This is a genomic window from Chitinophaga polysaccharea (genome assembly GCF_007829335.1).
Classification (GTDB): Bacteria; Bacteroidota; Bacteroidia; order Chitinophagales; family Chitinophagaceae; genus Chitinophaga; species Chitinophaga polysaccharea_B.
Map to the genome: position 1 here is coordinate 580635 of NZ_VIWO01000003.1, position 24009 is coordinate 604643.

Genomic DNA, 24009 nt, shown 5'->3' on the forward strand with positions numbered 1-24009 from the left:
CCACATGAAAGCAACCTTCTTTACATATACTTTACTCGCAGGGATGGTATGTTCCCTGTTCAGTTGTACCAAACTGGATGAAACATTTTATGACAGGGGTACTGATGATAATTTCCTGAAGACGGAAGATGAGCTGAATGCCTTTGCCAACGGGGCTTATGCCAAGTTGCGCGGATACCGCGACAGTTACTGGAAAATGAATGAAGTCACCACCGATGAAACTACGGTGCCCTCCCGCGGAGCCGACTGGAATGAAGGTGGTTTATGGCGGGTATTGATCAGTCATGAGTTTCCGATCACCCACCAATATATCAACGATATGTGGAACTTCATTTACCGCGATGGGGTAAACCCGGTGAATGCCATCCTGCAGAAGCTGGAAGGTTCAACTATCGTACTGCCTACCAAAGATCAGCTGATTGCGCAGATGAAGGTATTGCGTGCCTTTCATTACTACCTGGCCATGGATGCTTTCGGGAATATTCCCGTTGTAACCTCCTTTGCACAAACGGAGCCGCCAAAGAATACGCCCCGGGCACAGGCTTTTGCCTTTATAGAAAAAGAGATCAAAGATAACCTGGCGGCGCTGCCCACCACGCTGGATACCAAAAACTATGGCAAAGTAACCAGGGGTATGGCTTTTATGCTGCTGGCTAAATTATATGTGAATGCAGAAGTGTACACCGGTACCCAGCGCTGGGCCGACTGTATGCGTATGTGCGACTCCGTTACCAAGATGGGCTATCAGTTGGAAGCTGATTACTTTGCTAACTTCTCTACAAAAAATGAAAATTCTAAAGAGAATATTTTCGTGGTGCCCTACGATGCTATCAACGCCAAGGGCATGATGTTGCATTACCTTACGCTGCACTACAACAATCGTTATACCTACGGGCTGCCCAGCTCGCCGTGGAATGGCTGGTGTACCCTGAAAGCATTTTACGAATCCTATGATGCCGATGATAAACGTAAAACCATGTTCCTGATCGGGCAGCAGTATGCCCAGGATGGTACGCCGTTGAAAACCGAGCAGGGAGCGCCGCTGGTCTTTACCAGTACCATAGGCGATCTGGCTAATGCTACGCAAACAGAGGGTGTGCGCATTGTGAAATATGAAATCCAGAAGAATACGCCTTATTCCGACCAGGACAACGACCTGGTAATTTTCCGTTATGCTGATGCATTAATGCTGAAAGCAGAATGCCTGTTGCGCACCGGCCAGGAAGGCGCCGCAGTAGCGTTGGTAAACCAGGTGAGAAGCCGCAATTTTGAAAACGGTAACCCATTCACCACGCTCACGCTGGATAACCTCCTTGCTGAGCGGGGACGGGAGTTCATCTGGGAGGGTTGCCGCCGGCAGGACCTCGTGCGTTTTGGCAAGTGGAATAGCACCTGGCAGTTTCATCCTGCAGACCAGCCTTTCCGTCGGTTATTCCCCATTCCGCAGGCCCAGCTGGATGCCAATCCTAACCTGGTGCAGAATGAAGGATACAAATAATAACCACCTTTATAAAACAACAGCAGCGAATGACTTTGGTCATTCGCTGCTGCCATTTTAAGTGAACAGCTAGGGCTGTTTTATTTCTGTTCTTGGCAGGTCTCTGTCGTGGCACCAGGGGCCATTGGCATGCCGGAAAGCGAACCGCATCAACAGCATATTAGTGCCGATAAACAATACAATCACCAGTATAGCCGCCACTTTGGTGATGGTTCGGAGGGCTGGTTTTTTCGAAAAGCCGCCAAAAACATAACCGATAATAAACACCATACAAGCGGCAAATAATATGCGCAGGATGATGATGAACACGAATCCCATAATAACACAGATTTAAAGATTACTTGAATTTGCTCAGCAGGGCCTGGTCTTCTGCCTTACCCCAGCGCGGATAGTTGCTATTGGCAGGGGTACTCAGTTTAGCCAGGCTTTCGCCGGCGAGTTTTTTTGCGAGGTCTTTGTCGCCGCCCCACATCTTGGGGGTATAATATTTCACCCAGGCCGATACGTACAAGGCTCTTGGATTTTGTGCATCCAGGGCGGTGGCCTGCTTCAGGAACTGGTCTGATAGCATGCCGTATTTACGTCCGTATGTCATTGGGTTGATAAATACCTTGGTGCGGTAGATCATGCTCAGCACGGTGTACACTTCCGCCGCTTCCTTTTGCTGGGAGCCTGTATCCAGCAACGACAGTGCTTTCTTGGCCTGTTCTTCTCCGCGGTTGGCATAGTTTTCAATTTTGTCGCCATCATCTTGTAAGAGGAAACCGATTTTAGCATTGCAGAAGGCAGCATAGTAGGGCGCCAGCCAGGTAGGCTGTTCGCTGATCCCGGTAAATGTTTTTTCCAGTTGCTCGTAGTCTTTTACTGTTTGTGCCTGGTCTAGCTTAGCAATAGCTGCCGACAAGCTGCCAGACTGTGCATACGTGCTGTACTGCAATAAAACCGCTGAAAATAGGGTGAAGAGTAGCTTTTTCATTTTTCTTTTTTTGTGAGATTTATAAATCATTGTTGAGAAAATCTTCTGTACGGTCTATGCCTAAGCTCATAAACACTCCTATGAATACACTACGTGTAGCCGGCGGTGTTATAGCTTCTTTGATTTGCCCGTTATAGCTATAATTATATCCAAACACCTGCCGGGTGCCGGTAATATTGTTGATGCCTGCAGCAATACCAGAGAAGTCTTTCCAGCGGCTATGCTTAAAGAACGAGCAGAGGTAGGCCACGTGCAGGTTAAGTGTGTTATACGCATTGGTAGTGCCCTGGTCGGTGATGCCGTTGTTGGTAATATGATAGTAAGGCCGGCCGGTAGCAAAGGCCCAGGATACATTTACGCTGGTATTGATATCGGGCAGGAACTTTTTTATCGCGATGGTAGCTGTATGCGGCGCGGCAAAAGATGGATGGATGGAGTAGGGATAGTCCAGGAAATTGCGTTTGGTATCCAGATACGTATAGGTGACCCAGTAGTCGAGGTTTTTGAACGTTTTTTTATCTCTCCAGAATAATTCCACTCCCTGCGCATAACCTTTACCGTTATTGTCTGGAGCCGGCACTGTTTTAACCAGGCGTTGATACTGTTTATAATATGCTTCCACGCGGAATAGGCGGTTGCTGGCTTTCCGGGTATAGTTTAGCACATAGTGCGTAGCGCTGGAAAAATCCAGTTGACGGGATTGATAGAGAAAGTCATTCGCCGGCTCCTGGTAAAAGATGCCATAGGCCAGGTTAAATTGCCCACCGTTATGGAGGCGGTAGGCGAAGCTTACTCTGGGCGCCAGCACCACCTTGCCCAATGCACTGGCATACTCCATCCGCAGGCCGGCTTTGGCGGCAAGATTGTTGGCCAGGTAGATATCCCCTTCGGCAAACACAGCAGTCAGGTGATCGGTGAGCCTTAGGGCGCTATCGTTGGCATTTCCCTGGTCGTGTGTATAGAATTGTTCTGCTCCTACACGCAGCGCTTGTCCCTGTGAAAAGAAATGGGTAAGCAATATCCTGGCCTGTGCAAAGTTAGTGTTGATAGTACGCTGGCCGTTTTTATAGAGAAATGGAACGGCAGGGAGGTGTACCGGATCGCCTTTGGCATCACTGAGCAGGTAGCTGTTCTGTTGCTTGTTGTAGCTGTAAGCCGCCCCCAGTTCTATCTTCCAGTTGTTGCCGAGCAGGCTGCGGAAACTGAGGTTGTTATAGCTGTTCCAGCCTTTTACCCGGAAACCGGCCCTGAGGGCGCTGCTGTCGATATCAGGGGTGTTCAGGCCTACATCGCTGTAGCCCCAGTTGCTATAGAATTTGAGCATACCGGTTTTGCCGGTACGTATCCTGAAGTTGGCATTGCCATCGAGGTAAGCGGGGCCGGCATAGAAATCGGGCTTTTGCGGCACGATGGAGTTATACAATGCGAGGTTGCTATAAGAAATTTTGGCGCCGTAGCTGCTGCGGTTGTTTGGCGCCAGGCATTGCATACCCGCAGAAAGGTTCATTGGAAATATGCTGAAGCTGGCCGACGTTTTTTCCGGAAGGTCTACGCTTTCCAATATGAGTGCGCTGCTCATGGCCTGGCCGTATAACGCGGAGTAGCCGCCGGAGCTGAATAAGATGCCTTTAAAGAGAAAGGGATTAATGCGGGCGTATTGTGGTACGCCGGGAACAGCTGGATAGTTAGGCGTTCTGAGCAGGGTGCCGTCTATAAATTGTTTGGTTTCATCGCTGGTACCGCCGCGCACGAAAAGTCCTTCCTGTTCGCCGATTTGCTGGGCGCCGGGCAGGGAGCGCAATGCCTGGGAAATATCGCCATTGCTGCCGGCTACGGTGACGGCATCTATTGGCGTAAGGGCAGCGCCTTTGGCTTTATCGCTGGCTTCAAAAGCGCCGGCGCTGACTACTACCTCGCGTAAGCCCCTGGTACTTTTGATGGTCGTGTCGGGCTTCACGGTACTGTCGGCTACCGGCGTTTTTTGCTGTGCAGGTGTGCCAACGGCAAACAATAACAGGAAACCTATGATGGAGCATGTTTTCATCGCTTGAAGAATGATCTGTCCACAAAGCTATCGGGAATAGCTACTGCGTTTTTGGTGTGTAGACAGGATGGATAAGTGTCGCGATGAAATGGGAAAAGCCTACTGGTTCAGCAGCTTGTTGACATTGTCTTTGTAAAATTCGCTGACAGGAATTTCTATGTCACCGATACAAACCAGGTCGCGTTTGATCGTGGTGATTTTGTCGACCGCCACCAGCCAGGATTTATGGGTACGTATGAAAGCGGGGGCAGGCAGCTTTTCCTCCATGGCTTTCAGGGTCATACGGGTGAGTATTGGTTTGGGGTGGTGGAGGAGATGTATTTTGACATAGTCTTTCAATGCCTCGATATAGATCACGTGGGCGGGTACAATTTTTACCTGTGTATATTCTACGTTCACAAAGAAAGCGGGTACTTCCTGGGGAGTGGCTACTGGCGGTTGTTTTAGCCGGAACAATTCGCTGGCCCTGTTGCAGGCTTTCAGGAAGCGTTCAAAGCAAAAGGGTTTCAGCAGGTAATCGACTACCTGCAGGTTGAAGCCATCCAACGCATACGATTCGTAGGCTGTTACGAGGATGACCAGTGGTGGCTGCGGTAGTGACTGTAGTAACTGTAAACCATTGATCCCAGGCATTTGTATATCGAGGAACAATAAGTCAATTTTTTCCCGCTGCAAGACGGCGAGGGCTTCCATGGCATTTTTGCAGGTAGTGACTAATTGCAGGAAAGGTACCTGCCGGATGTTATCTTCCAGTAGTTCCCTCACCAGGGCTTCATCATCTATGGCAATGCAGCGTATCATGATAATTGGAGGATAAGTGTTACATGGAATAGAGGAGCCTGCCGTACCACCGACAGTTGGTGTTTGCCCGGGTAGAGCAGCTGTAGCCTGGATTGTACATTGGCAAGGCCGATACCAGAGTTGCTGTCTTTGCTGGACAGCGGATCGTTGTCAAATTTGTTGGCTACTTCAAAAGTAAGGATGGCATCGTGAACGGTTAAACGAATATTGATTTCCGGCTGCGCCGTATAGCTGGTACCATGTTTAAAAGCATTTTCCACGAAGGGAATCAGCAGCATGGGTTCTATGGTGTAATGAGCGATGGCTGCATCTGCGGCCATGTGCGTGTTGATTTTAACATCATTACCAAAGCGTAGCTTTTGCAGGGAGATGTAACTGTTGAGATACGCTACCTCTTTACTGAGCAGTACTTTTTTCCCGGTGGTATCATACAGCATATAACGCATGAGATCGGAAAGCATGATCAGGGCAGGTTCCAACTGATCGGATTTTTTCCGGGCCAGCGATACCAGGTTAGTCAGTACATTAAACAGGAAATGCGGGCTTACCTGCGACCGGAGAAATTTGAGTTCTGTGCTGAGTTGTTCTGCCTGTTTCTCCTTTAGGATATTTTCGGCCCGTATTCTATCTACTACTTTACAGTATACTACACTGATGAAGTAGATGCCTACTGAAGGCGCAAATACAAATTTGTATACCGAATAATGCTGTAGCATGTCAGGAAACCAGTTGGCCATTATCGCATATTTCAGCGGGAAAGAGCCACCGATCAGCACAAGTACGGCCGGAACATACAGCCACCAGTATTGCCGGTTACAGAGGGCCGGGTAAATCAGTAACGCATGGATATAAAATATAGCCATGTGAATGATTACTATCAGGGAAAAGAATAGCCCGGGAATAGCGCCAATACTGTACTGACTGGCTGCGTTGGACACCAGGTAAGGTAGCAGCAGCAGTACACTCCAGATCAGGATATGTAATGCAATAGTTATTTTTTTGAATGGAATACGAATGCTCATTTGTTGCGCTCCTTAAAGCTACTGATTTTTCGCTTTTATCTGGTAGCCCCGTGAAATTACTGCAAATAGGAAGATATAGGAAAAGGTGTAGATAATACCCGTAAATGTTGCGATGAGACCGTAAAGTACGGCGATGGGAAGTAATTATTATACTCAGAGAAAATACCATTATTATGGGGAGCGGAAGTTGCTATTTTTGAGTTCGTATAGATTTAAATGAAAAACGAGTTATGAAAAAACGTTGTATCGGGTTGTTGTTACTATTACTAAGTACTTCACTTGTTTTTGCCCAAAAATATGAAGCCAACTGGGAGTCGCTCAATAAGCGGGGTATTCCGGCCTGGTTTAATAATGCCAAGTTCGGGATCTTTATTCACTGGGGCGTATATGCGGTGCCATCCTATGCCGTAGTAGGCCCGGGTGGTTATTCTGAATGGTATTGGTATAACCTGAGAGGAACGCAGGAAGGATCTCATGCGCAGGTACAGGCATTTCATGATAAGAGTTATGGGAAGGGCACTCCTTATGAACAGTTTGAGAGCCAGTTTACCGCATCGCTGTTTAACCCACAGCAGTGGGCACAAGTGTTTAGGCGCTCGGGCGCTAAATATGTGGTGTTAACTTCCAAACACCACGAAGGTTATTGCCTTTGGGATAACAAACAAGCCAATGAATCCTGGGGTCATTCCTGGAATGCGGTGACGGGCACGCCTAAACGCGATTTGCTGGGCGACCTCACAGAAGCCGTGCGGAAGGAGGGACTAAAAATGGGGTATTATTATTCCCTGTATGAGTGGTTTAACCCGCTGTGGCTGAAAGACCGTCAGCGTTATGTAAAAGAAGTGATGACTCCCCAGTTCAAAGACCTGGTGACCCGCTATAAGCCTTCTGTTATTTTTTCTGATGGAGAATGGGAGATGTCGGATACCGCCTGGCAAAGCCCTTCGTTGCTGGCCTGGCTGTTTAATGAGTCGCCGGTAAAAGACGAAGTAGCCATAGATGACCGCTGGGGCAATAATACCCGTGGTAAAAATAATGGCGCTACTTACCTCACTTCAGAATATGGCAGCGGTATGCAGCCCGGCGTGATCTGGGAGGAGAGCCAGGGTATAGGGCAGTCGTATGGTTACAACCGTATGGAAACTGCCGATGACTACAAGAAAAGCAGCGATCTGGTGCTGATGCTGGTAGACATTGTATCAAGAGGCGGCAACTTGTTGCTCGATATAGGTCCCACGGCCGACGGACGTATCCCGGTGATCATGCAGCAGAAATTGCTCGACATTGGTAAATGGCTGGAAGTGAACGGAGAGGCTATTTATGATACCAAACCCTGGAAAGAAAGCCGGCAGTGGAGCAATGGCAAGCGCCCGGAAACCAAAGAAGCGGCGTATATGGCGCACTACAGTGTAAATGACCTGGTGAAGAAGTCGGCCGATCATGCCAACATCGAATTATTCTTTACGGCTAAGCCGGGGGCATTGTACTGCTTTGCACCAGCTTACCGGCAGCAGGTAACTATCCGTAACTATACACCGGCTAAAGGCGCCGTAGTGACCGTGTTAGGCAGCAGCAAAGCAGTGAAATGGACGCAGAAAGGAAAAGATTGTGTTGTGGATTTATCAGCGCTGCGTCATGGCGATGTGCCGGAAGGGTTGCTGGTGATTAAAATAAAAGGATAAATCGTCCATCTGTCAATTTTATGAGATCCCTCCGCCATTCGGCGGGGGGATTTTTTGTCAATTGAAAAGTTACCCACCGCTGTTGTAGTTTTCTTAAAAAATTATTTTAAAAAGTATATTTTTAAAGGAGTAGAAAACCAATAGCTATTTTTCATGCGTTCCACTCTGTTCCGGTGGCTGCTCCTTTCCACGTTATGGGCTGCCTGTACTCCACAAGATAAGTCGCACCGTACCTGGCAGGTATATGGTGGGAGTAAAGAAAATATTCATTACAGCGCGTTAACGGCGCTCGACACCAACAATGTATCGCAGTTGAAAGTTGCCTGGGCCTATCATACCGGCGATGCGAAGGAGATGACGCAGATGCAGGTAAACCCGGTGGTGGTGGGCGACCGGCTATATGGCGTTTCTGCGGGCCTGAAATTATTTGCAGTAGACGCGGGGACCGGCAAGGAGATTTGGGTCTTTGATCCGCATACCAGGCCATCCAACACCTGCCGGGGCGTAGCATTTTATGACAATGGCGCATCTGATCAACGCCTGTTTTATACCGTAGGCTCCAGGCTGTATTGCATCAATGCCGCCACTGGCCGGCCTATTACTACTTTTGCAGATAGCGGATTTGTAGACTTGCACCGGGATATGGGATGGAATATGGATGGTATGTATATTACCTCCACCACGCCCGGCACTATTTATAAAGACCTGATCATTATCGGCACCCGGGTATCGGAAGAAGCGGGTGGTGCGCCGGGCTATATCCGGGCGTATGATGTACACAGCGGGCAACGGAAATGGATATTCCATACCATTCCGCAGCCTGGAGAGCCTGGATATGAGTCCTGGCAGGATACCGCCGCCTGGCGGCATACCGGTGGCGCCAATGCGTGGGCCGGTTTCAGCCTGGATGAGGAAAACGGTGTGGTGTATGCACCTATCGGGTCGGCGTCTTACGATTTTTACGGTGGTAAAAGAAAGGGCAACAACCTGTTTGCCAACTGTGTACTCGCCCTGGATGCAGCCACGGGCAAACGTATCTGGCATTTTCAAACGGTACATCATGATGTATGGGACCGGGATTTGCCCACTGCGCCCATGTTGCTAACGGTCAAAAAAGAAGGTAAACCTGTTGATGCGGTGGTGCAGGTCACCAAAACCGGTTTTATTTTCCTGCTGGATAAGAAAACTGGTCTACCCCTGTACCCGGTTACGGAAACGCCCGTACCGGGAGATACGGTATTGCCGGGAGAACTGCTATCGCTCACACAGCCAGTGCCCACTTTTTTTGCACCTTTTGTACGTCAGTCGCTGGGGGAGCAGGACCTTAACCGCCTGGTATCCGACTCTTCCTATGCAGATATCCGGGCGCGACTCGCCTCCTATAAGAAAGGTCATCTTTTTATGCCTCCGTCCCGGCAGGGTACTGTCATTTTTCCGGGATTTGATGGCGGTTCAGAATGGGGTGGCCCGGCTGCTGATCCGGCTACCGGCATCCTGTACGTAAACGCCAGTGAAATGCCCTGGGTGCTCACCATGGTAGATGCCGATGCAAAGCCTGCTGTAGCCAGAGAAACGCAGCTACAGGCCGGTAAACGCCTGTATACTACTCACTGCATGGTTTGCCATGGACCGGAGCGGAAAGGGGGCGGTAATTTCCCATCTCTCCTGGACATTCATCAACGATATGATGAAAAAGGATTTACACAGCTGGTAGATGCCGGGAGGAGAATGATGCCCGCCTTCAAACAGCTCGATAGCAGCGAAAAACATGCCCTGGCCACTTTTATCCTCGATCTGAAAACGCAGCAGCAAAGCGCTTTTGTGGCCATGCGGAAAAAGTCGGACCCATACGTAGATTTACCCTACCGGGCTACCGGTTACAATAAATTTTTAACGAAAGAAGGTTACCCTGCCGTATCGCCTCCCTGGGGCACCCTCAGCGCCATTGACCTGAACACCGGGAAACTGCTGTGGAAAGATACGTTGGGCGATTACCCGGAGCTGAAAGCCAGGGGTATTCATAGCGGTACCGAAAACTATGGAGGCCCCGTAGTTACCGCCGGCGGCCTGTTATTTATTGCCGCTACGGCCGACAGTAAATTCAGGGCATATAATAAAAGAACCGGGCAGTTGCTATGGGAAACTACTTTGCCTGCATGTGGTTTTGCTACACCCGCAGTATACGAAGTGAAGGGGAAACAATACGTGGTGATCAGCTGTGGTGGTGGTAAGCTGGGAAAACCCTCCGGAGATACTTATCTCGCTTTTTCGCTGTAAGCAGCACAAAGATGACATCTATTCCACATTTAAATATCTGTTATTATGCAAATTTCAAGAAGAAATTTTCTGCTGAAAGGGAGCCTGGCGATTGCCGGCACCGCGCTGCTGCCTAAGTCATTGCTGGCGGCGGCTGCATCGAAGCCCATATTGGGCATACAGCTGTATTCTATCCGCGAGGATATGAAAAAAGATCCTGCCGGTACCCTCAAACAGCTGGCCACCATGGGTTATAAATATGTAGAGCATGCCGGCTACAGCAACCGGAAATTTTACGGGTATAGCGCTACCGAATTTAAAAAACGGCTCGGCGACCTGGGCTTGTCTATGCCCAGCGGTCATACGGTGATGCGCAAAGACCACTGGGATACGGCGAAAAAAGATTTTACCGATGAGTGGAAACAGACGGTGGAAGATGCCGCCACGGTAGGGCAGCATTTCGTGATCAGCCCCTGGCTGGATGAAAGTCTGCGTAAAAACTACGACGACTTCAAAGCCTATATGGATGTTTTCAATAAAAGCGGCGCCCTGTGTAAACGCTCGGGAATGAAGTTTGGGTATCACAACCACGACTTTGAATTCAGCCAGCAGCTGAATGGACAAAAAATCTTTGACCTGATATTAACCAGCACCGATCCCGCATTGGTGGCGCAACAGCTGGATATCGGCAACATGTATCATGCCGGCGGCATTGCCCTGGATATCATCAAAAAATATCCCGGCCGTTTTGAGCTCATGCATGTGAAGGATGAAATTAAAAGTGCCAAAGGCGAAATGGGCAGCAGTTATGAAAGTACTGTGCTAGGCAAAGGCGTGATCCCGGTGAAGGAAGTGATCGACCTGGGAAAGCAATCGGGAGGTACCTGCTACTTTATAATAGAGCAGGAATCCTACCAGGGACAGGCGCCGCTGGATGCTGTAAAAGTTGATTTACAGATAATGAAAAAATGGGGGTATTAGTCAAATTAAATCCGACACTATTCAATGAAAAAAATCACACAAGTACTAGGTGTTGCCGCCTTACTGTTGCCCGCAGCCCTCACTGCGCAGCAGGTCAGGTTACAGGGAGCAGAATCAGAACTCATTGCCGGCCCCGGATCCCCCTCACAACGGGCCCAATGGTTAGATTCTATACAACAGTGGCGGCTACACGAAAAAGACAGGTTGCAATATAACGGTGACGAATATAGCAGAAAGGAATTCAGCTGGGTCAGCACTACTTTTATGTATGCACAGATCATGGCGCACGACCGCTACCTGTACGACCCGGCAAGCCGGAAATATACTGTAGATCACTTCCTGGATGATCTTGAAAAACGGTACGGTGGACTGGATGCCGTATTAATATGGCCTACCTATCCCAATATAGGGATCGATAACCGTAACCAGTTTGACCTGGTAGCGGATTTGCCCGGAGGAAAGGCGGCGGTGAAACAAATGATCCGCGACTTTCATCAACGGGGCGTACGGGTATTCTTTCCCATTATGATCTGGGATCATGGCACCCGTAAAATAACCATTCCCATGGCCGCTGCGCTCACCGAAGAAATGAAAGAGCTGGGCGCCGATGGATTGAATGGTGACACCATGAACGGCGTAACGCTCGATTTTAAAGAAGCGTATACCCGTATGGGTTATCCATTGGTATTACAACCCGAGATACATATCGGCGACCTGAAGATGGTAGCCTGGAATACGATGAGCTGGGGCTACTACTGGTTAAAATGGGGTAGTCCAGCCTTTGGATATATTCCCGGCGTGAGCCTGTACAAATGGCTGGAACCCCGGCACCAGGTACATGTTACTGACCGCTGGTCGGTGAATAAGACAGACGATTTACAGTCTGCGTTTTTCAACGGTGTAGGTTATAATACCTGGGAGAATATATGGGGCATCTGGAACCAGCTGCCGGAGCGCTATGCCGCCGTCATTCGCAGAATCAGGATGATATACCGGCAGTTTCCTGAAGTATGGAGCAGCGAACAGTGGGAGCCGCATATCCCGGTGATACAACCGGGTGTGTTTGCGGCTGCATTCCCTGGAAAAGCAGCTACCCTGTATACTTTCATCAACAGGGATTCCGTGGCCCGGAACGGCCGGCAAATAACGCTGGCGGCTAAACGAGGCTACCGGTACTACGACGTCTGGAACGGGGTTGAACTACAACCCGTAAAGGAACAAGGCAACGTGATACTGCGTTTCAATATGGAAGCCTGTGGCTATGGCGCAATAGCCGTTCTCCCCGACACCTTTACCGGCAAAGGCTTCAATGCTTTCCTGGATAAGATCCGGCAACAGGCCCGCGTACCTCTGTCTGGGTTATCCGCCGATAGCAAGCCCCTGATGCAACGGCTTACACCGGTTGCCACCACCAGGAAACCTGCACAAGCGCCGGAAGGCATGATCCTTATTCCTGCTGCAAAGGAATACCGGTTTGAGTCGCACGGGGTGATGATTGAAGGCAATGAACTGCCCAATGCCATCGGGGTACAATATCCCTGGGAAGCGCATCCGCAGCGCGATCATCAACACACCCTGGCCATTCCCGCTTTTTATATAGACCGCTACCCGGTTACCAACCGGCAGTTCAAACAATTTATGGATGCTACCCGCTATCATCCGGCGGATGATCACAATTTCCTGAAAGATTGGCAGCAGGGCACCTATCCTCCCGGATGGGAGCAGCGCCCTGTGACGTGGGTTAGCATAGAAGATGCCAGGGCTTATGCCGCCTGGGCCGGGAAAAGGCTTCCGCATGAATGGGAATGGCAATATGCCGCACAGGGTAACGACCAACGGTTACATCCCTGGGGCATGACTGCCGACTCCAGTCGCATCCCACCTGCTGATACCAGCCGGGAGCGGAATGCGCCACCTTTCGTGGATGGGTACCCGGCAGGCGCCAGTCCCTTTGGCGTGATGGCACTCACCGGCCATGTATGGCAGTGGACCGACGAATATACCGACACGCATACCCGTTCGGCCGTGCTGAAAGGAGGAAGCTACTATCACCCGCAAACGTCTTACTGGTATTTTCCGCAGGCGCAGCAACTGACGCAGCATGGAAAATACCTGTTGCTGTCGCCTGGCATGGATCGTGCCGGCACATTAGGATTCCGCTGTGTGACAGACCATTAAGCAGCCATCCTTTTTTTAAAGGAATCGTCCTGCTTTTTGTATTTTATCTGCTGCTGAAAAAGGCAATTACAATTTACCTGGTAATATGAAAATGAAAATAATCTCCACGATTGCTATTCTTCTCCTCACTACAGCGGGAAGCATGGCGCAGCAAGCTGCTTCACGTACCTATAAAACCTGGACACCTGCTACCGATACCGTGTATGCACTGGAAGGGCAAGGTTGGAAAACAGGGCTTAGAAATTACTACGACCGCTTTCCGGAAAGGGCGCAGAAAGATGTACGCCCACCCGTTTGGAGCCTGTCAAATAACAGCGCCGGTCTGAGTCTCCGCTTCCGGACAGATGCCGATGAAATCATCGTCAAGTATGCCGTGGCTGGTGACAAGCAAATGCCTCATATGCCTGCAACCGGCGTAAGCGGTGTAGATATGTATGCGAAAAGTATTGATGGCAGATGGATGTGGTGTGGCGGTAAGTATAGCTTTGGCGACACCATCGTATACCGGTTTTCTCACCTGAAACAGGCCGACCAACATGTAAAGCATGTGGAATATACCTTGTATCTGCCCTTGTACAACTCGGTAAAATGGCTAACAGTGGATGTGCCAACAGAAAGTATGTTTACGCCATTGCCAGTGCGTACCGAAGCGCCGGTAGTCGTTTACGGTACTTCCATTGCGCAGGGGGCCTGTGCCTCCCGCCCGGGTATGGCATGGACCAATATCCTGAGCCGGCGGCTGGAAAGCCCAGTCATTAACCTGGCATTTTCCGGAAATGGGCGACTGGAAAAAGAAGTACTGGATCTGGTAGGAGAGGTGAACGCCCGCCTCTATGTGCTGGACTGCCTGCCCAATCTCACCGGCGCCGCCTATGCAGGCGCAGAGCTGAAAAAACGGATCACCAATGCGGTGACTATGCTGCAAACCAAACGGCCCGGCATTCCTATCCTGCTCACCGAACACGACGGATATACGACCGATGAAACCAATACCGACAGCAAGGCGGCCTATGAACAGGTGAATGCCACCCTGCGGGAAGTGGTAGATTCGCTGCAAAAGGCCGGGGTAAAGGGCCTCAGCCTGTTATCCAAGGCAGAAATAGGGCAGGACCTGGATTGTATGGTGGATGGCACGCATCCCAATGACCTGGGCATGATGAACTACGCCAACGCTTATACGAAAAAGATCCGGGAGATCCTGCACATGCAAAATGGCGAGGGCATTACTGCTACGGCCATTACCCAGCGGCGCGACTTTGCCACGTACGATTGGGAAGTACGCCACCAGGAAGTGATGGCATACAATAAAACACATCAGCCCCAGGTGGTGTTTATGGGCAACTCTATCACACATTTCTGGGGTGGTGAGCCGGTAGCCCGCACCCGGAGAGGCACCCAGTCGTGGGATAAATACTTTGCGCCCAAACAAGCTGAAAACATGGGCTTTGGCTGGGACCGCGTAGAAAATGCGTTGTGGCGGGTACAGCATGGCGAACTGGATGGCATAGCCCCCAAATACCTGGTACTCATGATTGGTACCAACAACTTGCAACTCAACACCGATGCAGAGATCACAGCGGGAGTCAAATACCTGTTGCGGGAGATCCGTGCCAAGCTGCCCACTACGCATATCATTCTCATGGGGCTTTTACCCAGGAGAAATATGGAAAGCAGGGTAGCAGGTATCAATAAGCGCTACGCCCGTATTATCCCTTCCGGCAAAGACATACAATTCCTGGATGCAGGTAAACTGTTCCTGAAATCAGGTGGAAAAATTGATGAGAGCCTTTTTTCTGACGGGCTACATCCTAATGAAGAAGGCTATGGGAAGCTGGGAGAATTGATCGACAAGTACCTGAAAATGTAACATAAACCACTTTTAGCAAGAGGATTACCTATGCCGGTGATCCTCTTGCTTAGCCTGTAGTATGGTGGTCTTCCTTCCCTTCGAGCCAGTTTTTGAATTCAGTAACTCTTTCACGGCTAATAATAACATCAGTATCAACATCAGGTGCTAATTGAAGAATTAATCGGCTATTGTAATAGGTGGTAATTTTTTTGATGGCGTCGAGGTGAATGATGAACTGCCGGTTAATACGGAAAAACTGATTCCTATCCAGCAGCTTCTCTATCTGGTCCAGCGAATAATCCAGTGGTACCCGCTGGTTGGCATTGGTAGTGGCCCAGGTAGTGCCTTTGTTAAACTGGAGCCAGGCAATGTCTTTCGCTTTTACATAAATCAACTGGTTATTGATCCTGCCAATAAAACGGGTGCTGTCGCGGCGCAGGAACTCTTCTGCAATGCGGCTGATATCCAGGGTGTAATTATTGGCAGGGCGGAACTGTTCATATTTTTTTAAGGCATTCCGCAACGCTTCCACTTCAATAGGTTTCATCAGGTAATCAATGCTGTTTACCTTAAATGCCTGCAAAGCAAAACCATCGTAGGCGGTGGTGAAGATAATAGGCGTCTGCACTTTTGTTTTATCGAACAATTCAAAGCAGTTGCCGTCCGATAATTGGATATCCATCATCATCAGGTCTACCCGCTGTTGCTGTTCCATCCATTTCATGCCTTCCGCCACCGATTCAATCACCGCTACAATTTCTATGTCCGGATCACATTTATGCAACAATTGAATCAGCCGTTCGGCATTGTGTATTTCGTCTTCAAAAATTACTATTCTCATGAGGAAGTGATAATGGGTAATTTTACAATAAACAGATCATCCCGCTGACACACGACTACATTGCTATTCCCAACTAAGGCATACCTTTTCTGGATATTTTCCAGTCCTATGCCGGAAGATATTTCCGGGTTGGTGCGGGGACGTATATGATTGGATACTACCAGGCAGTTGTCTTCTTCGCTGATCTTTACCAGCAAAGGATCCTGTGCCGAAAAGCGGTTGTGCTTGATAGCATTTTCAATCAGCATTTGCAGGGTTACCGGCGGTATCATTCCTTTGGTTTTTACCTTTTCCGGCAGTACTACACTAAACTGTATGCTTTGCTGGTGGCGGATGCGAATGAGAAAAAGGTAGGCGTCAAGAAAATCGAGCTCCGTTTGAATGGTGACCAGGTTCTCAAATTTTTTATCCAGGATGTACCGGTAAGTTTTCGCCAGCTGCGTAATATAATCGGCCGACAAGTCGGGGCTTTTATATACCAGGTTGGTCAACACGCTTAATGAGTTAAAGAAAAAATGCGGGTCTATCTGGTTTCTCAGCGCATCATAACGGGCCTGTATATTTTCCCGTTTTAGCCGCTCTGCCTGTAGCTGGTATTCTTTCCAGCCGGAGTAATAAAAAATGATACCGTTGAAAGTCAGGATCAGCAGGTAAAACATAAAGGTGCCGAAGTTCAGGTCGTAGCTGAAATTGCGGAAGCTTTCCCAGGCTTCATACCGGTGAAACAACCCGATGTCTGAAACTGCATACCCGAAGCCGAATAAAAATGCTACAATCATCCCGTACAGCAACAGGCCTCCGCAGAGGATCACGAGCCGCCCTGAGTTGTTATGACGGATCGTTTTCTTTTCCAGCCAACCGGCCAGGCGGGCTGCGCCTTCCCATACAATGAGTCCGAACACCACGTAAAAGAGACTGAACATTTGTCCCCTGAAATCCAGTATCCGCAACCCTTTTACAAAGGTGTGGTCAAAGGATTTGAAGATAGTACTGAAGGTGTACAGTATCAGTATCCGGGAGAGGTACAGAAACAGCTTGCTGGAAAATAGCTTTTCATTCTCTTGAAAATTCATCGGGTCGTTTGTCTGTTACTAAAAATAGTTATTTTCCTTAAACCAGGTAAATGCGCCTTTCACGGCAGTTTCTACCGGTGTATAGCTTAATTGCAGTTCCCGCTCGGATTTTTTGCCGGAATAATAGTTATCCAGGCATAACATATAAGCGGTGCTATAGTTTAATTTTCCGGAGATACCGGGAATAGAGCCAATCAATCCTCCCAGTTTCAGTACAAAGGCCGGGATACGGATCAGAACCTGGCGTTTGCCGGAAATTTTTTTCAGCAGCCGGAAAAACTCCCCGTAGCTGAGGTTTTGCCCGGCCAGCAGGTAGCAATCGCCTGTTTTTCCTTTGGAGATGGCATTGATGATACCACGACACACATCTTTGATATGTACGAAATTCTTTCCTCCCGGCGGATAGAACAGCAGCCGGTGTTTGAGTCCATAGAGCAGCAACTGGCCGGAGCTGGGCTTTACGTCGTGCGGGCCTATCATGAAAGTGGGGTTGACCACTACAGCGGGTAATTGCCGGCTCGTTACCTGTTCCAGCACATATTGCTGCGCAAGGTATTTACTGTTGATATAGCCGGAGTTGGCGTTGAACAACGTGAACCCATTGAGTTCATTGCCGGGATTATTTTTCTTGCCCGGACCAATGGTGTTGGCTGTGCTCACGTAAATGAATTTCTCTACCCGGTGAGCGATACAAGCGGCCGTGATATATTTGGTGGCGGTGAAATTAGCCCGCTCATACGCTTCAAACGAAATGCCCCATTGGCCGGTGATACAGGCGGCGTGGATCACGATATCGCAACCTTTTACCGCTTCGTGTACCTGGTCGCTGTTATCGATGTGGCCATAGAAAACATCGCAGGGAATATCCGCAATGCCTTGTATATCGGCCGTGGGACGGATGATCACCCGGATATCATATCCGAGGCGGAACAATTCCCGGGTCAGGTTAGAGCCGAGGAAGCCATTGGCGCCCGTAATCAGTACTTTCTTCCTATTCATTTTATACAGATAAGGTGTATGGAATTTCTTTTTTTACTTCCCTGGATACAATTCTCATTTTTAGTGACAGGGGCAGTAATTGCATCAGGGCATGGTTAATTTTATTCATCATCCCCGGGATAATTACTGGTTTACCTGCCAGTGTCTTTTTCAGCGCAATGCGGGCAATAGCGGGGGTAGACAATAACCCCATCTTTCCCTTGATCCCCTGGCTGATGATACGGCGGGAGGTGTGGGAGTTGGTCATGATGGGGCCGGGATATACCACGCTGACAGACAGGCCGGTATTCGTCATTTCTTCTTTCAGCCCCAGAGAAAAAGAAGAGATGAAGGCTTTAGATGCCGGGTAAACCGTTTTATAGGCAATGGGCGTAAAAGCGGCCATGCTGGCTATGTTCATGATATAGCTCTGTGGATGTCGGAGTAGGTGGGGCAGGAGTTGATGCGTAAGTAATACCGTACTTCTTACATTCAGCATAATAATATCGTCTATCCGTTCCCGTGAGGTATGGGTAATGGGAGAAGTGCCGCCTACGCCGGCGTTATTGATGAGAAAATCGATGTCATACAGTTCCGTCATGCGTTGCAGCGCTTCTTTGAGCAGCTGACTGTTGGACAGGTCAAATTCAAATACTTTTACCTGCACCCGGTATTCCAGCATCAGGTTGTCGGCTACCGATTGGAGGTGGCTGCCAGGTAAGGCCACCAGGATGATATTCCTGCCCATGCGGGCGCACTGAATGGCAAATTCTTTCCCCAGACCGGAGCTGGCGCCGGTGATGAGGGTGTAGTTATTGTTTGGCATATCCATCGTTTTCAAGCAGACCTTTGAACTTTGTCATGGTCTTAAACAGGTTGTCGTGAATGATCGGGTCAGATACCCAGCGGGGTATTTTCTTACTGCGATCGGTGGTAACGAGGTAGGTAATTTTCAATTGCCCGTCGCTGGCGGGCTCCATCATCCATTTCCCCCGTGTGCCGGTAATCCGGGTAGTTTTATTGAAGGGCGGAAAGCGGTGGTCGGTAGTACTTTCAAAGCGTATTTCCGCCTGATTGCCTGCCGTGGGCTGGTACATATAGAGGAGGCAGCAGTCCTGGTCGTCCATAGGCCAGGGGATGGCGTACCGGATATAGGTAATCCACCGCCCGGCTTCCGGGGTGGATGCAATTTTATAGTCGCTCGCGTTGGTATTCCATTGGCGTCCTTTTGCCTGGTCTTTGAAAAGCTTTACCACGGCGGGTACAGCAGTTTTTACCCGGAATACTGCTTTTATTTCCCTTACATTTTCCCCGTCAGCGCCGGGAATCCACCGTTCATATAATGCGATAGCGTCATTTTGTTTTACCAGCTTAAAGTCGCTGGTATCCGCAAATAACGACCTGATCACCATTAAACTGCCGATACAAAATAGCTGCAAACGCTCCATGTCTTCATGATTTATAGCAAAAGTGCCACAGCGTGGCCGGGTGGCAAACGATTTTCTGATGAGTTGTAGGATAAAAGGGCTGACCTGTAAACACGGGCCGTTTTATTGCAGGATCTGGTTGTTTTTATTATTTTGGCCGCCATTCGCCCGCGGAGGGCCTTTTTTTGTGTAAAATCAATCGTTTATGAAGCATTTCCTGTTAACGCTGATTGGTGTAGTGGTATTTTCTGTTGGTAGGGGGCAAACCGTTTGCCCGGTGATCCCATTGCCTGTAAAGGCGGTAAAGGAGTCTGGCGTATTTCCACTGAGCGCACAAACCGTTATCTGTGCAGGTGATGCCTCACTACAGCCCCTGGCCGTGTACCTGAAAGAGGAGTTGCAACGGCGGTACCAGTTGCAGGTAACTGCCGGTAAAAAAGCCGGAGCTACAACGATCTATTTAAAGCAAAATGGAAAGGGTACCAACGTAGATGCCTATACGCTTACAGTGAATAAGAAAGTAATCACCATTATCGCTGCCCACCGGGAAGGCATCTTTAATGGTATAGCCACCTTGTTGCAGCTGGGTACAGCAGCAACCTTGCATAGTGGCGTGCTGGCTATAGATGGCTGGCAAATTAGCGATGCGCCGCAATATGCCTGGAGAGGGCTTATGCTGGATGAATCGCGGTTTTTCTTTGGGAAGAAGAAAGTATTGCAGCTGCTGGACTGGATGGCGTTTTATAAATTGAACCGTTTTCACTGGCATCTGACGGATGTTCCAGGCTGGCGCCTGGAAATTAAAAAATATCCTTTGCTGACTACTGTAGGAGGGATCGGTAATATTGTTGATTCCGCTGCGCCGGCGGCGTATTATACCCAGGATGATATCCGGGAGATTGTGGCCTATGCCGGGCAGCGCAATATTACTGTGATCCCGGAAATAGATATGCCGGGTCATGCTGCGGCAGCCAACAGGGCCTATCCCGCGTTTGACGGCGGCGGTACCGACAGGTATCCGCGGTTTACGTTCAACCCGGGTAGGGAAGGTACTTACAAGTACCTGTCGGATATACTAACGGAAACGGCTCAACTTTTTCCTGCCGGTATGATACACCTGGGCGGTGATGAGGTTACCTTCGGTAATGCGGGCTGGGACAGCGATACGGGGATTACCCGGTTGAAGCGGGAGCATGGCCTGAAAGACCGTAAAGCTGTGGAAGACTATTTTATACAACGTATGGCCGACACCGTATTACAACTGCATAATAAAGTGATGGCCTGGGACGAGATTGCCACTGCCACGTTGCCGGCCGATAGTACCATTGTATGCTGGTGGCGTCATGATAAGCCGGAAGCCCTGGCGATGGCGCTGAATAAAGGCTATTCCGTGGTATTGTGCCCGCGGTTACCGTTTTATTTTGATTTTGTACAGGATAGCAGTCACCATATTGGGCGCAGAGGAGCAAATGGCGCATTCAATTCCCTTGAAACGGTCTACAATTTCTCCGCGGCGAAGCTGCCGGCCGTACCCGGGCATGAATCACAGATCCTGGGCGTGCAAGCTTGCATATGGACGGAAACCGTGCATAACGGCAACCGGCTGGATTTCCTTCTTTTTCCCCGTATTTCCGCGCTGGCAGAAACCGCGTGGACGCCAGCTGACCGGAAGGATTTTAAGGGCTTTACTGATCGTTTAAAAGCCCAGCAGCTATTATATAAGCAGGCCGGTTTATTCTATTTCGATATATTCAACCCCGGCTGGCATAAGGAGTCGGGCAAGTCGGCCGATCACTATCTTGATTAGTGTCGGTTTTGTTCTATTTCAGGAAGGGGGAGGGTGGTAATATTGCCATGGGAATATAAAACCCCCCTTCCAACAATGAAGACTTTTTTACTGGCGCTTGCCACTATTGCCACAGGACTTATCGCCGGCGTGTATTACGCATTTTCTGTTTCCGTGAACCCGGCCTTCGCTGGTTTACCGGATGGCGCCTATATCGAGGCCATGAATAAGATCAATGTGGCTATCGTTAACCCTGCATTTTCCCTGAGTTTTTTCGGTGCACCTTTATTGTTGCCGTTGGTGACCTGGATATATGCCCGTCCTGTTTTTTCGCGGAAGGCCGGCTACCTGCTGGCCGCATCGCTGATATTCTGGATCGGTTCTTTGGGCGTTACTATAGCGGGCAATATTCCGCTGAATGACAAGCTGGCCACCTTTGTGGTAAACGGGGCTACCGCGGAGCAGGCTGCTGCCGCGAGGAGGGCGTTTGCCGGCGCCTGGAACAACTGGCATGCGGTACGTACCTGGGCCAGTATTATAGCGCTGGTATTGACGGTGATGGCTTGTTTGACCAAAGATGCTCCTGCGCAGGCAGCTAAAAGATAAACATTCTTTGTAATTTAGGGTATGCGTTATGATACCATTCCACCTCCGCCACACCTGGCACACCTTATCCGCTTTTTCTGGATCATGGAAGGAGCCGGCGCATATACGCATCACAATATGGCAGATGCTTGTGCTGAGTTGTTATTTCACTATCGCGGACAGTTTGATGAGATCACTGCCAGCGGCCGTTTAAGCAAATCGTTTACTGCCGGTTTGCATGGGGTAACGCATGTGTTGCGACAATATACCATTGAAGAAGGATTTGGCATATTCGGTGTCTACTTTTACCCGCATGCGATTCCTTTATTGTTTGATATGTCCGCCGCGGAGTTAACCAATGAAACGGCTGAACTGCGGTACCTCCTGAAACAGGAAGGAAGTATACTGGAAGAAAAAATAATGTTGGCGAAAAACAACGAGGAACGTTGCAGGATTATTTGTGATTTTACAGCGCAGCGGCTGGCGGCAAGGTATACCATTGAACTACCGGTTTTTTCCGCTATCCGTGATATCATCCGTTACCGGCCACAAGTGCCTATTGCAACCTTATCGGGACAGTATTATTTATCAGAGCGGCAGTTTGAGCGGCAATTTAAACAGTATGCAGGCCTGTCACCCCGGTTGTTTTCCCGCATCGTCCGTTTCCAGGCAGCGGCTTCTTTTTACAAGCGCGAGGTGAGTAGTTTGGCTGGCATTGCGCTGGAGTGCGGGTACTATGATCAATCCCATTTTATCAACGATTTTAAAACCTTTTCCGGTCTGCATCCACGGGAGTTTTTCTCCGGCAGGTCGCCGGCTACCGCCTGGCGGGATGAAGATCTGGCATAAATGTCGGTTTTTTCCAATTTTAAGTTAGCCGGGTATTGCAATTTTGTGTGACTATCTCACCTTAAAATTTTATGAAGATGAAATTACCAGAAGGACACCAGCAAGTAATTCCTTATCTCGTGATAAGAAATGCGGAACAATTTTATGGATTTGCACAACAAGCCTTTGGCGCCGTTGAAAAGATGCGGGTATATGACGAGGAAACCAAGGTGTTTAAGCATGGAGAAATATCCATCGGTGGCAGTGTGATTATGTTTGGCCAAACCAATGACAATTGGGGGACCCAGAATGCCGGCCTGTTTATTTACGTAGAAAATGCGGATGACAGTTATCAGAAATCCATCGACGCGGGGGCAAAGGAAGTGTTGCCTTTGTCGGACCAGAGTTATGGACGTACCTGCGGTGTGGAAGATCCATTTGGCAATACCTGGTGGATTACGTCTGTGCAGTAAACCTTTTCCTGGTCATTAACTGAATACCTCCTAACGAGCTGTAATTATCCGTATCTTCAGTATAGATCAATTCAGTTGCAAATGTTGTCTTCGATAATCGCCCAATTGAAAAAGGTAGAGCATGGTTTTAAGCATATCACGGAAGCGGGAGATGAGCTGATGAAGAATCAGCAAGCCAACCATTTCAACCTCGCTGTTACCTTATTGTCGGGAGAAAGCTACCAGGAACGGATGCTGGGCACCTACCTGCTGGGACTACTGGCGCCTGAAAACAGGGAGGCCCTGCAACTGTTGGAAACAAAAGTAGCGGCAGATAATAACTGGCGGGTACAGGAAATGCTGGCCAAGGCGATCGATCATTATTGCCAGGCAAAAGGGTATGAAAAATCGTTGCCGGATATCCGACGCTGGCTGCAAAGTTCCGCTGCCAATGTAAACCGGGCCGTGGTAGAAGGGCTGCGGGTCTGGACCCGGCGCCCCTATTTCAAAGATCATCCCGAGGTGGCCATTGGTCTGATCAGCCCATTAAAGTCAAAAGAAAGCGAGTATCTGCGAAAATCGGTGGGTAATGCGTTACGGGATATCAGCAGGAAAAATGCGGCGCTGGTACAGCAGGAAACAGCTACCTGGGAATTGGGTGATCCTGTTATTGCGTTTGTGTATAAGCTCATCGTAAAATAAAACACCGGTTCATTGAAGCTAACAGCATTCAATGAACCGGTGTTTCCGGG

At 49.3% G+C, this 24009-nt stretch carries 21 protein-coding genes; 11 read left to right on the forward strand and 10 right to left on the reverse strand.

Annotated features, from left to right (window positions below; genetic code table 11):
• Positions 1-4: 4 nt before the first annotated feature.
• The gene (locus FHW36_RS13920; protein WP_145669856.1) at positions 5-1498 is read left to right on the forward strand and encodes a RagB/SusD family nutrient uptake outer membrane protein; all 1494 of its coding nucleotides are present in this window, start codon (positions 5-7) and stop codon (positions 1496-1498) included.
• A 69-nt stretch (positions 1499-1567) separates the two neighbouring features.
• Here the strand turns inward: FHW36_RS13920 and FHW36_RS13925 are convergent, their stop codons facing one another.
• From FHW36_RS13925 to FHW36_RS13945, 5 genes are all read right to left on the reverse strand, one after another.
• Positions 1568-1816, reverse strand: a complete 249-nt coding sequence (locus FHW36_RS13925; RefSeq protein ID WP_145669858.1) for a hypothetical protein — start codon at positions 1814-1816, stop codon at positions 1568-1570.
• Positions 1817-1835: 19 nt separating this feature from the next.
• A complete protein-coding gene (locus FHW36_RS13930) occupies positions 1836-2474 on the reverse strand; it encodes a hypothetical protein (protein ID WP_145669860.1) in 639 nt (212 codons plus the stop codon).
• 19 nt (positions 2475-2493) lie between these two features.
• On the reverse strand, positions 2494-4518 hold the full coding sequence (locus FHW36_RS13935) for a TonB-dependent receptor plug domain-containing protein (RefSeq protein WP_145669862.1): 2025 nt from the start codon (positions 4516-4518) through the stop codon (positions 2494-2496).
• Between the two features lie 99 nt (positions 4519-4617).
• On the reverse strand, positions 4618-5319 hold the full coding sequence (locus tag FHW36_RS13940) for a LytR/AlgR family response regulator transcription factor (RefSeq protein ID WP_145669864.1): 702 nt from the start codon (positions 5317-5319) through the stop codon (positions 4618-4620).
• The gene (locus tag FHW36_RS13945) at positions 5316-6341 is read right to left on the reverse strand and encodes a sensor histidine kinase (protein WP_145669866.1); all 1026 of its coding nucleotides are present in this window, start codon (positions 6339-6341) and stop codon (positions 5316-5318) included. The genes FHW36_RS13940 and FHW36_RS13945 overlap by 4 nt, the downstream gene beginning before the upstream one ends.
• Positions 6342-6571: 230 nt before the next feature.
• On the opposite strand from FHW36_RS13945, the gene FHW36_RS13950 reads away from it, so the two are divergent.
• From FHW36_RS13950 to FHW36_RS13970, 5 genes are all read left to right on the forward strand, one after another.
• Positions 6572-8023, forward strand: coding sequence for an alpha-L-fucosidase (locus tag FHW36_RS13950; RefSeq protein ID WP_145669868.1), 1452 nt, complete (start codon positions 6572-6574; stop codon positions 8021-8023).
• A gap of 153 nt (positions 8024-8176) precedes the next feature.
• Positions 8177-10300, forward strand: coding sequence for an outer membrane protein assembly factor BamB family protein (locus FHW36_RS13955; protein WP_145669870.1), 2124 nt, complete (start codon positions 8177-8179; stop codon positions 10298-10300).
• 45 nt (positions 10301-10345) lie between these two features.
• Complete coding sequence (locus tag FHW36_RS13960) at positions 10346-11260, forward strand: TIM barrel protein (RefSeq protein WP_145669872.1); 915 nt, start codon at positions 10346-10348, stop codon at positions 11258-11260.
• 24 nt (positions 11261-11284) lie between these two features.
• Positions 11285-13438 (forward strand): SUMF1/EgtB/PvdO family nonheme iron enzyme, encoded by a 2154-nt coding sequence (locus tag FHW36_RS13965; RefSeq protein WP_145669874.1) that lies wholly within the window; start codon positions 11285-11287, stop codon positions 13436-13438.
• An 85-nt stretch (positions 13439-13523) separates the two neighbouring features.
• Positions 13524-15305, forward strand: coding sequence for an SGNH/GDSL hydrolase family protein (locus FHW36_RS13970; RefSeq protein ID WP_246121150.1), 1782 nt, complete (start codon positions 13524-13526; stop codon positions 15303-15305).
• Positions 15306-15354: 49 nt separating this feature from the next.
• Here FHW36_RS13970 and FHW36_RS13975 read toward each other — a convergent pair whose 3' ends face one another.
• The 5 genes from FHW36_RS13975 to FHW36_RS13995 are packed head-to-tail and all read right to left on the reverse strand — an operon-like array spanning position 15355 to position 19627.
• Positions 15355-16128: a LytR/AlgR family response regulator transcription factor gene (locus FHW36_RS13975; RefSeq protein ID WP_145669876.1), complete on the reverse strand. Its 774-nt coding sequence runs from the start codon at positions 16126-16128 to the stop codon at positions 15355-15357.
• On the reverse strand, positions 16125-17201 hold the full coding sequence (locus FHW36_RS13980) for a sensor histidine kinase (RefSeq protein ID WP_145669878.1): 1077 nt from the start codon (positions 17199-17201) through the stop codon (positions 16125-16127). The genes FHW36_RS13975 and FHW36_RS13980 overlap by 4 nt, the downstream gene beginning before the upstream one ends.
• An 18-nt stretch (positions 17202-17219) precedes the next feature.
• A complete protein-coding gene (locus FHW36_RS13985) occupies positions 17220-18200 on the reverse strand; it encodes an NAD-dependent epimerase/dehydratase family protein (protein WP_145669880.1) in 981 nt (326 codons plus the stop codon).
• Position 18201: 1 nt separating this feature from the next.
• On the reverse strand, positions 18202-19005 hold the full coding sequence (locus FHW36_RS13990) for an SDR family NAD(P)-dependent oxidoreductase (protein ID WP_145669882.1): 804 nt from the start codon (positions 19003-19005) through the stop codon (positions 18202-18204).
• On the reverse strand, positions 18992-19627 hold the full coding sequence (locus FHW36_RS13995) for an START domain-containing protein (RefSeq protein WP_145669884.1): 636 nt from the start codon (positions 19625-19627) through the stop codon (positions 18992-18994). The genes FHW36_RS13990 and FHW36_RS13995 overlap by 14 nt, the downstream gene beginning before the upstream one ends.
• A gap of 184 nt (positions 19628-19811) precedes the next feature.
• Here FHW36_RS13995 and FHW36_RS14000 point away from each other — a divergent pair, with 184 nt between their 5' ends.
• The 5 genes from FHW36_RS14000 to FHW36_RS14020 all read left to right on the forward strand — a co-directional run bounded on the left by FHW36_RS14000 (position 19812) and on the right by FHW36_RS14020 (position 23959).
• Positions 19812-21413: a beta-N-acetylhexosaminidase gene (locus tag FHW36_RS14000; protein ID WP_145669886.1), complete on the forward strand. Its 1602-nt coding sequence runs from the start codon at positions 19812-19814 to the stop codon at positions 21411-21413.
• 75 nt (positions 21414-21488) lie between these two features.
• The gene (locus tag FHW36_RS14005) at positions 21489-21998 is read left to right on the forward strand and encodes an anthrone oxygenase family protein (RefSeq protein ID WP_145669888.1); all 510 of its coding nucleotides are present in this window, start codon (positions 21489-21491) and stop codon (positions 21996-21998) included.
• Positions 21999-22019: 21 nt separating this feature from the next.
• Positions 22020-22826 carry a helix-turn-helix transcriptional regulator gene (locus FHW36_RS14010; RefSeq protein WP_145669890.1) on the forward strand — a complete coding sequence of 269 codons (807 nt, stop codon included), beginning with the start codon at positions 22020-22022 and terminating at the stop codon, positions 22824-22826.
• 77 nt (positions 22827-22903) lie between these two features.
• Positions 22904-23278: a VOC family protein gene (locus tag FHW36_RS14015; RefSeq protein ID WP_145669892.1), complete on the forward strand. Its 375-nt coding sequence runs from the start codon at positions 22904-22906 to the stop codon at positions 23276-23278.
• An 81-nt stretch (positions 23279-23359) separates the two neighbouring features.
• On the forward strand, positions 23360-23959 hold the full coding sequence (locus FHW36_RS14020; RefSeq protein ID WP_145669894.1) for a DNA alkylation repair protein: 600 nt from the start codon (positions 23360-23362) through the stop codon (positions 23957-23959).
• Positions 23960-24009 lie beyond the last annotated feature (50 nt).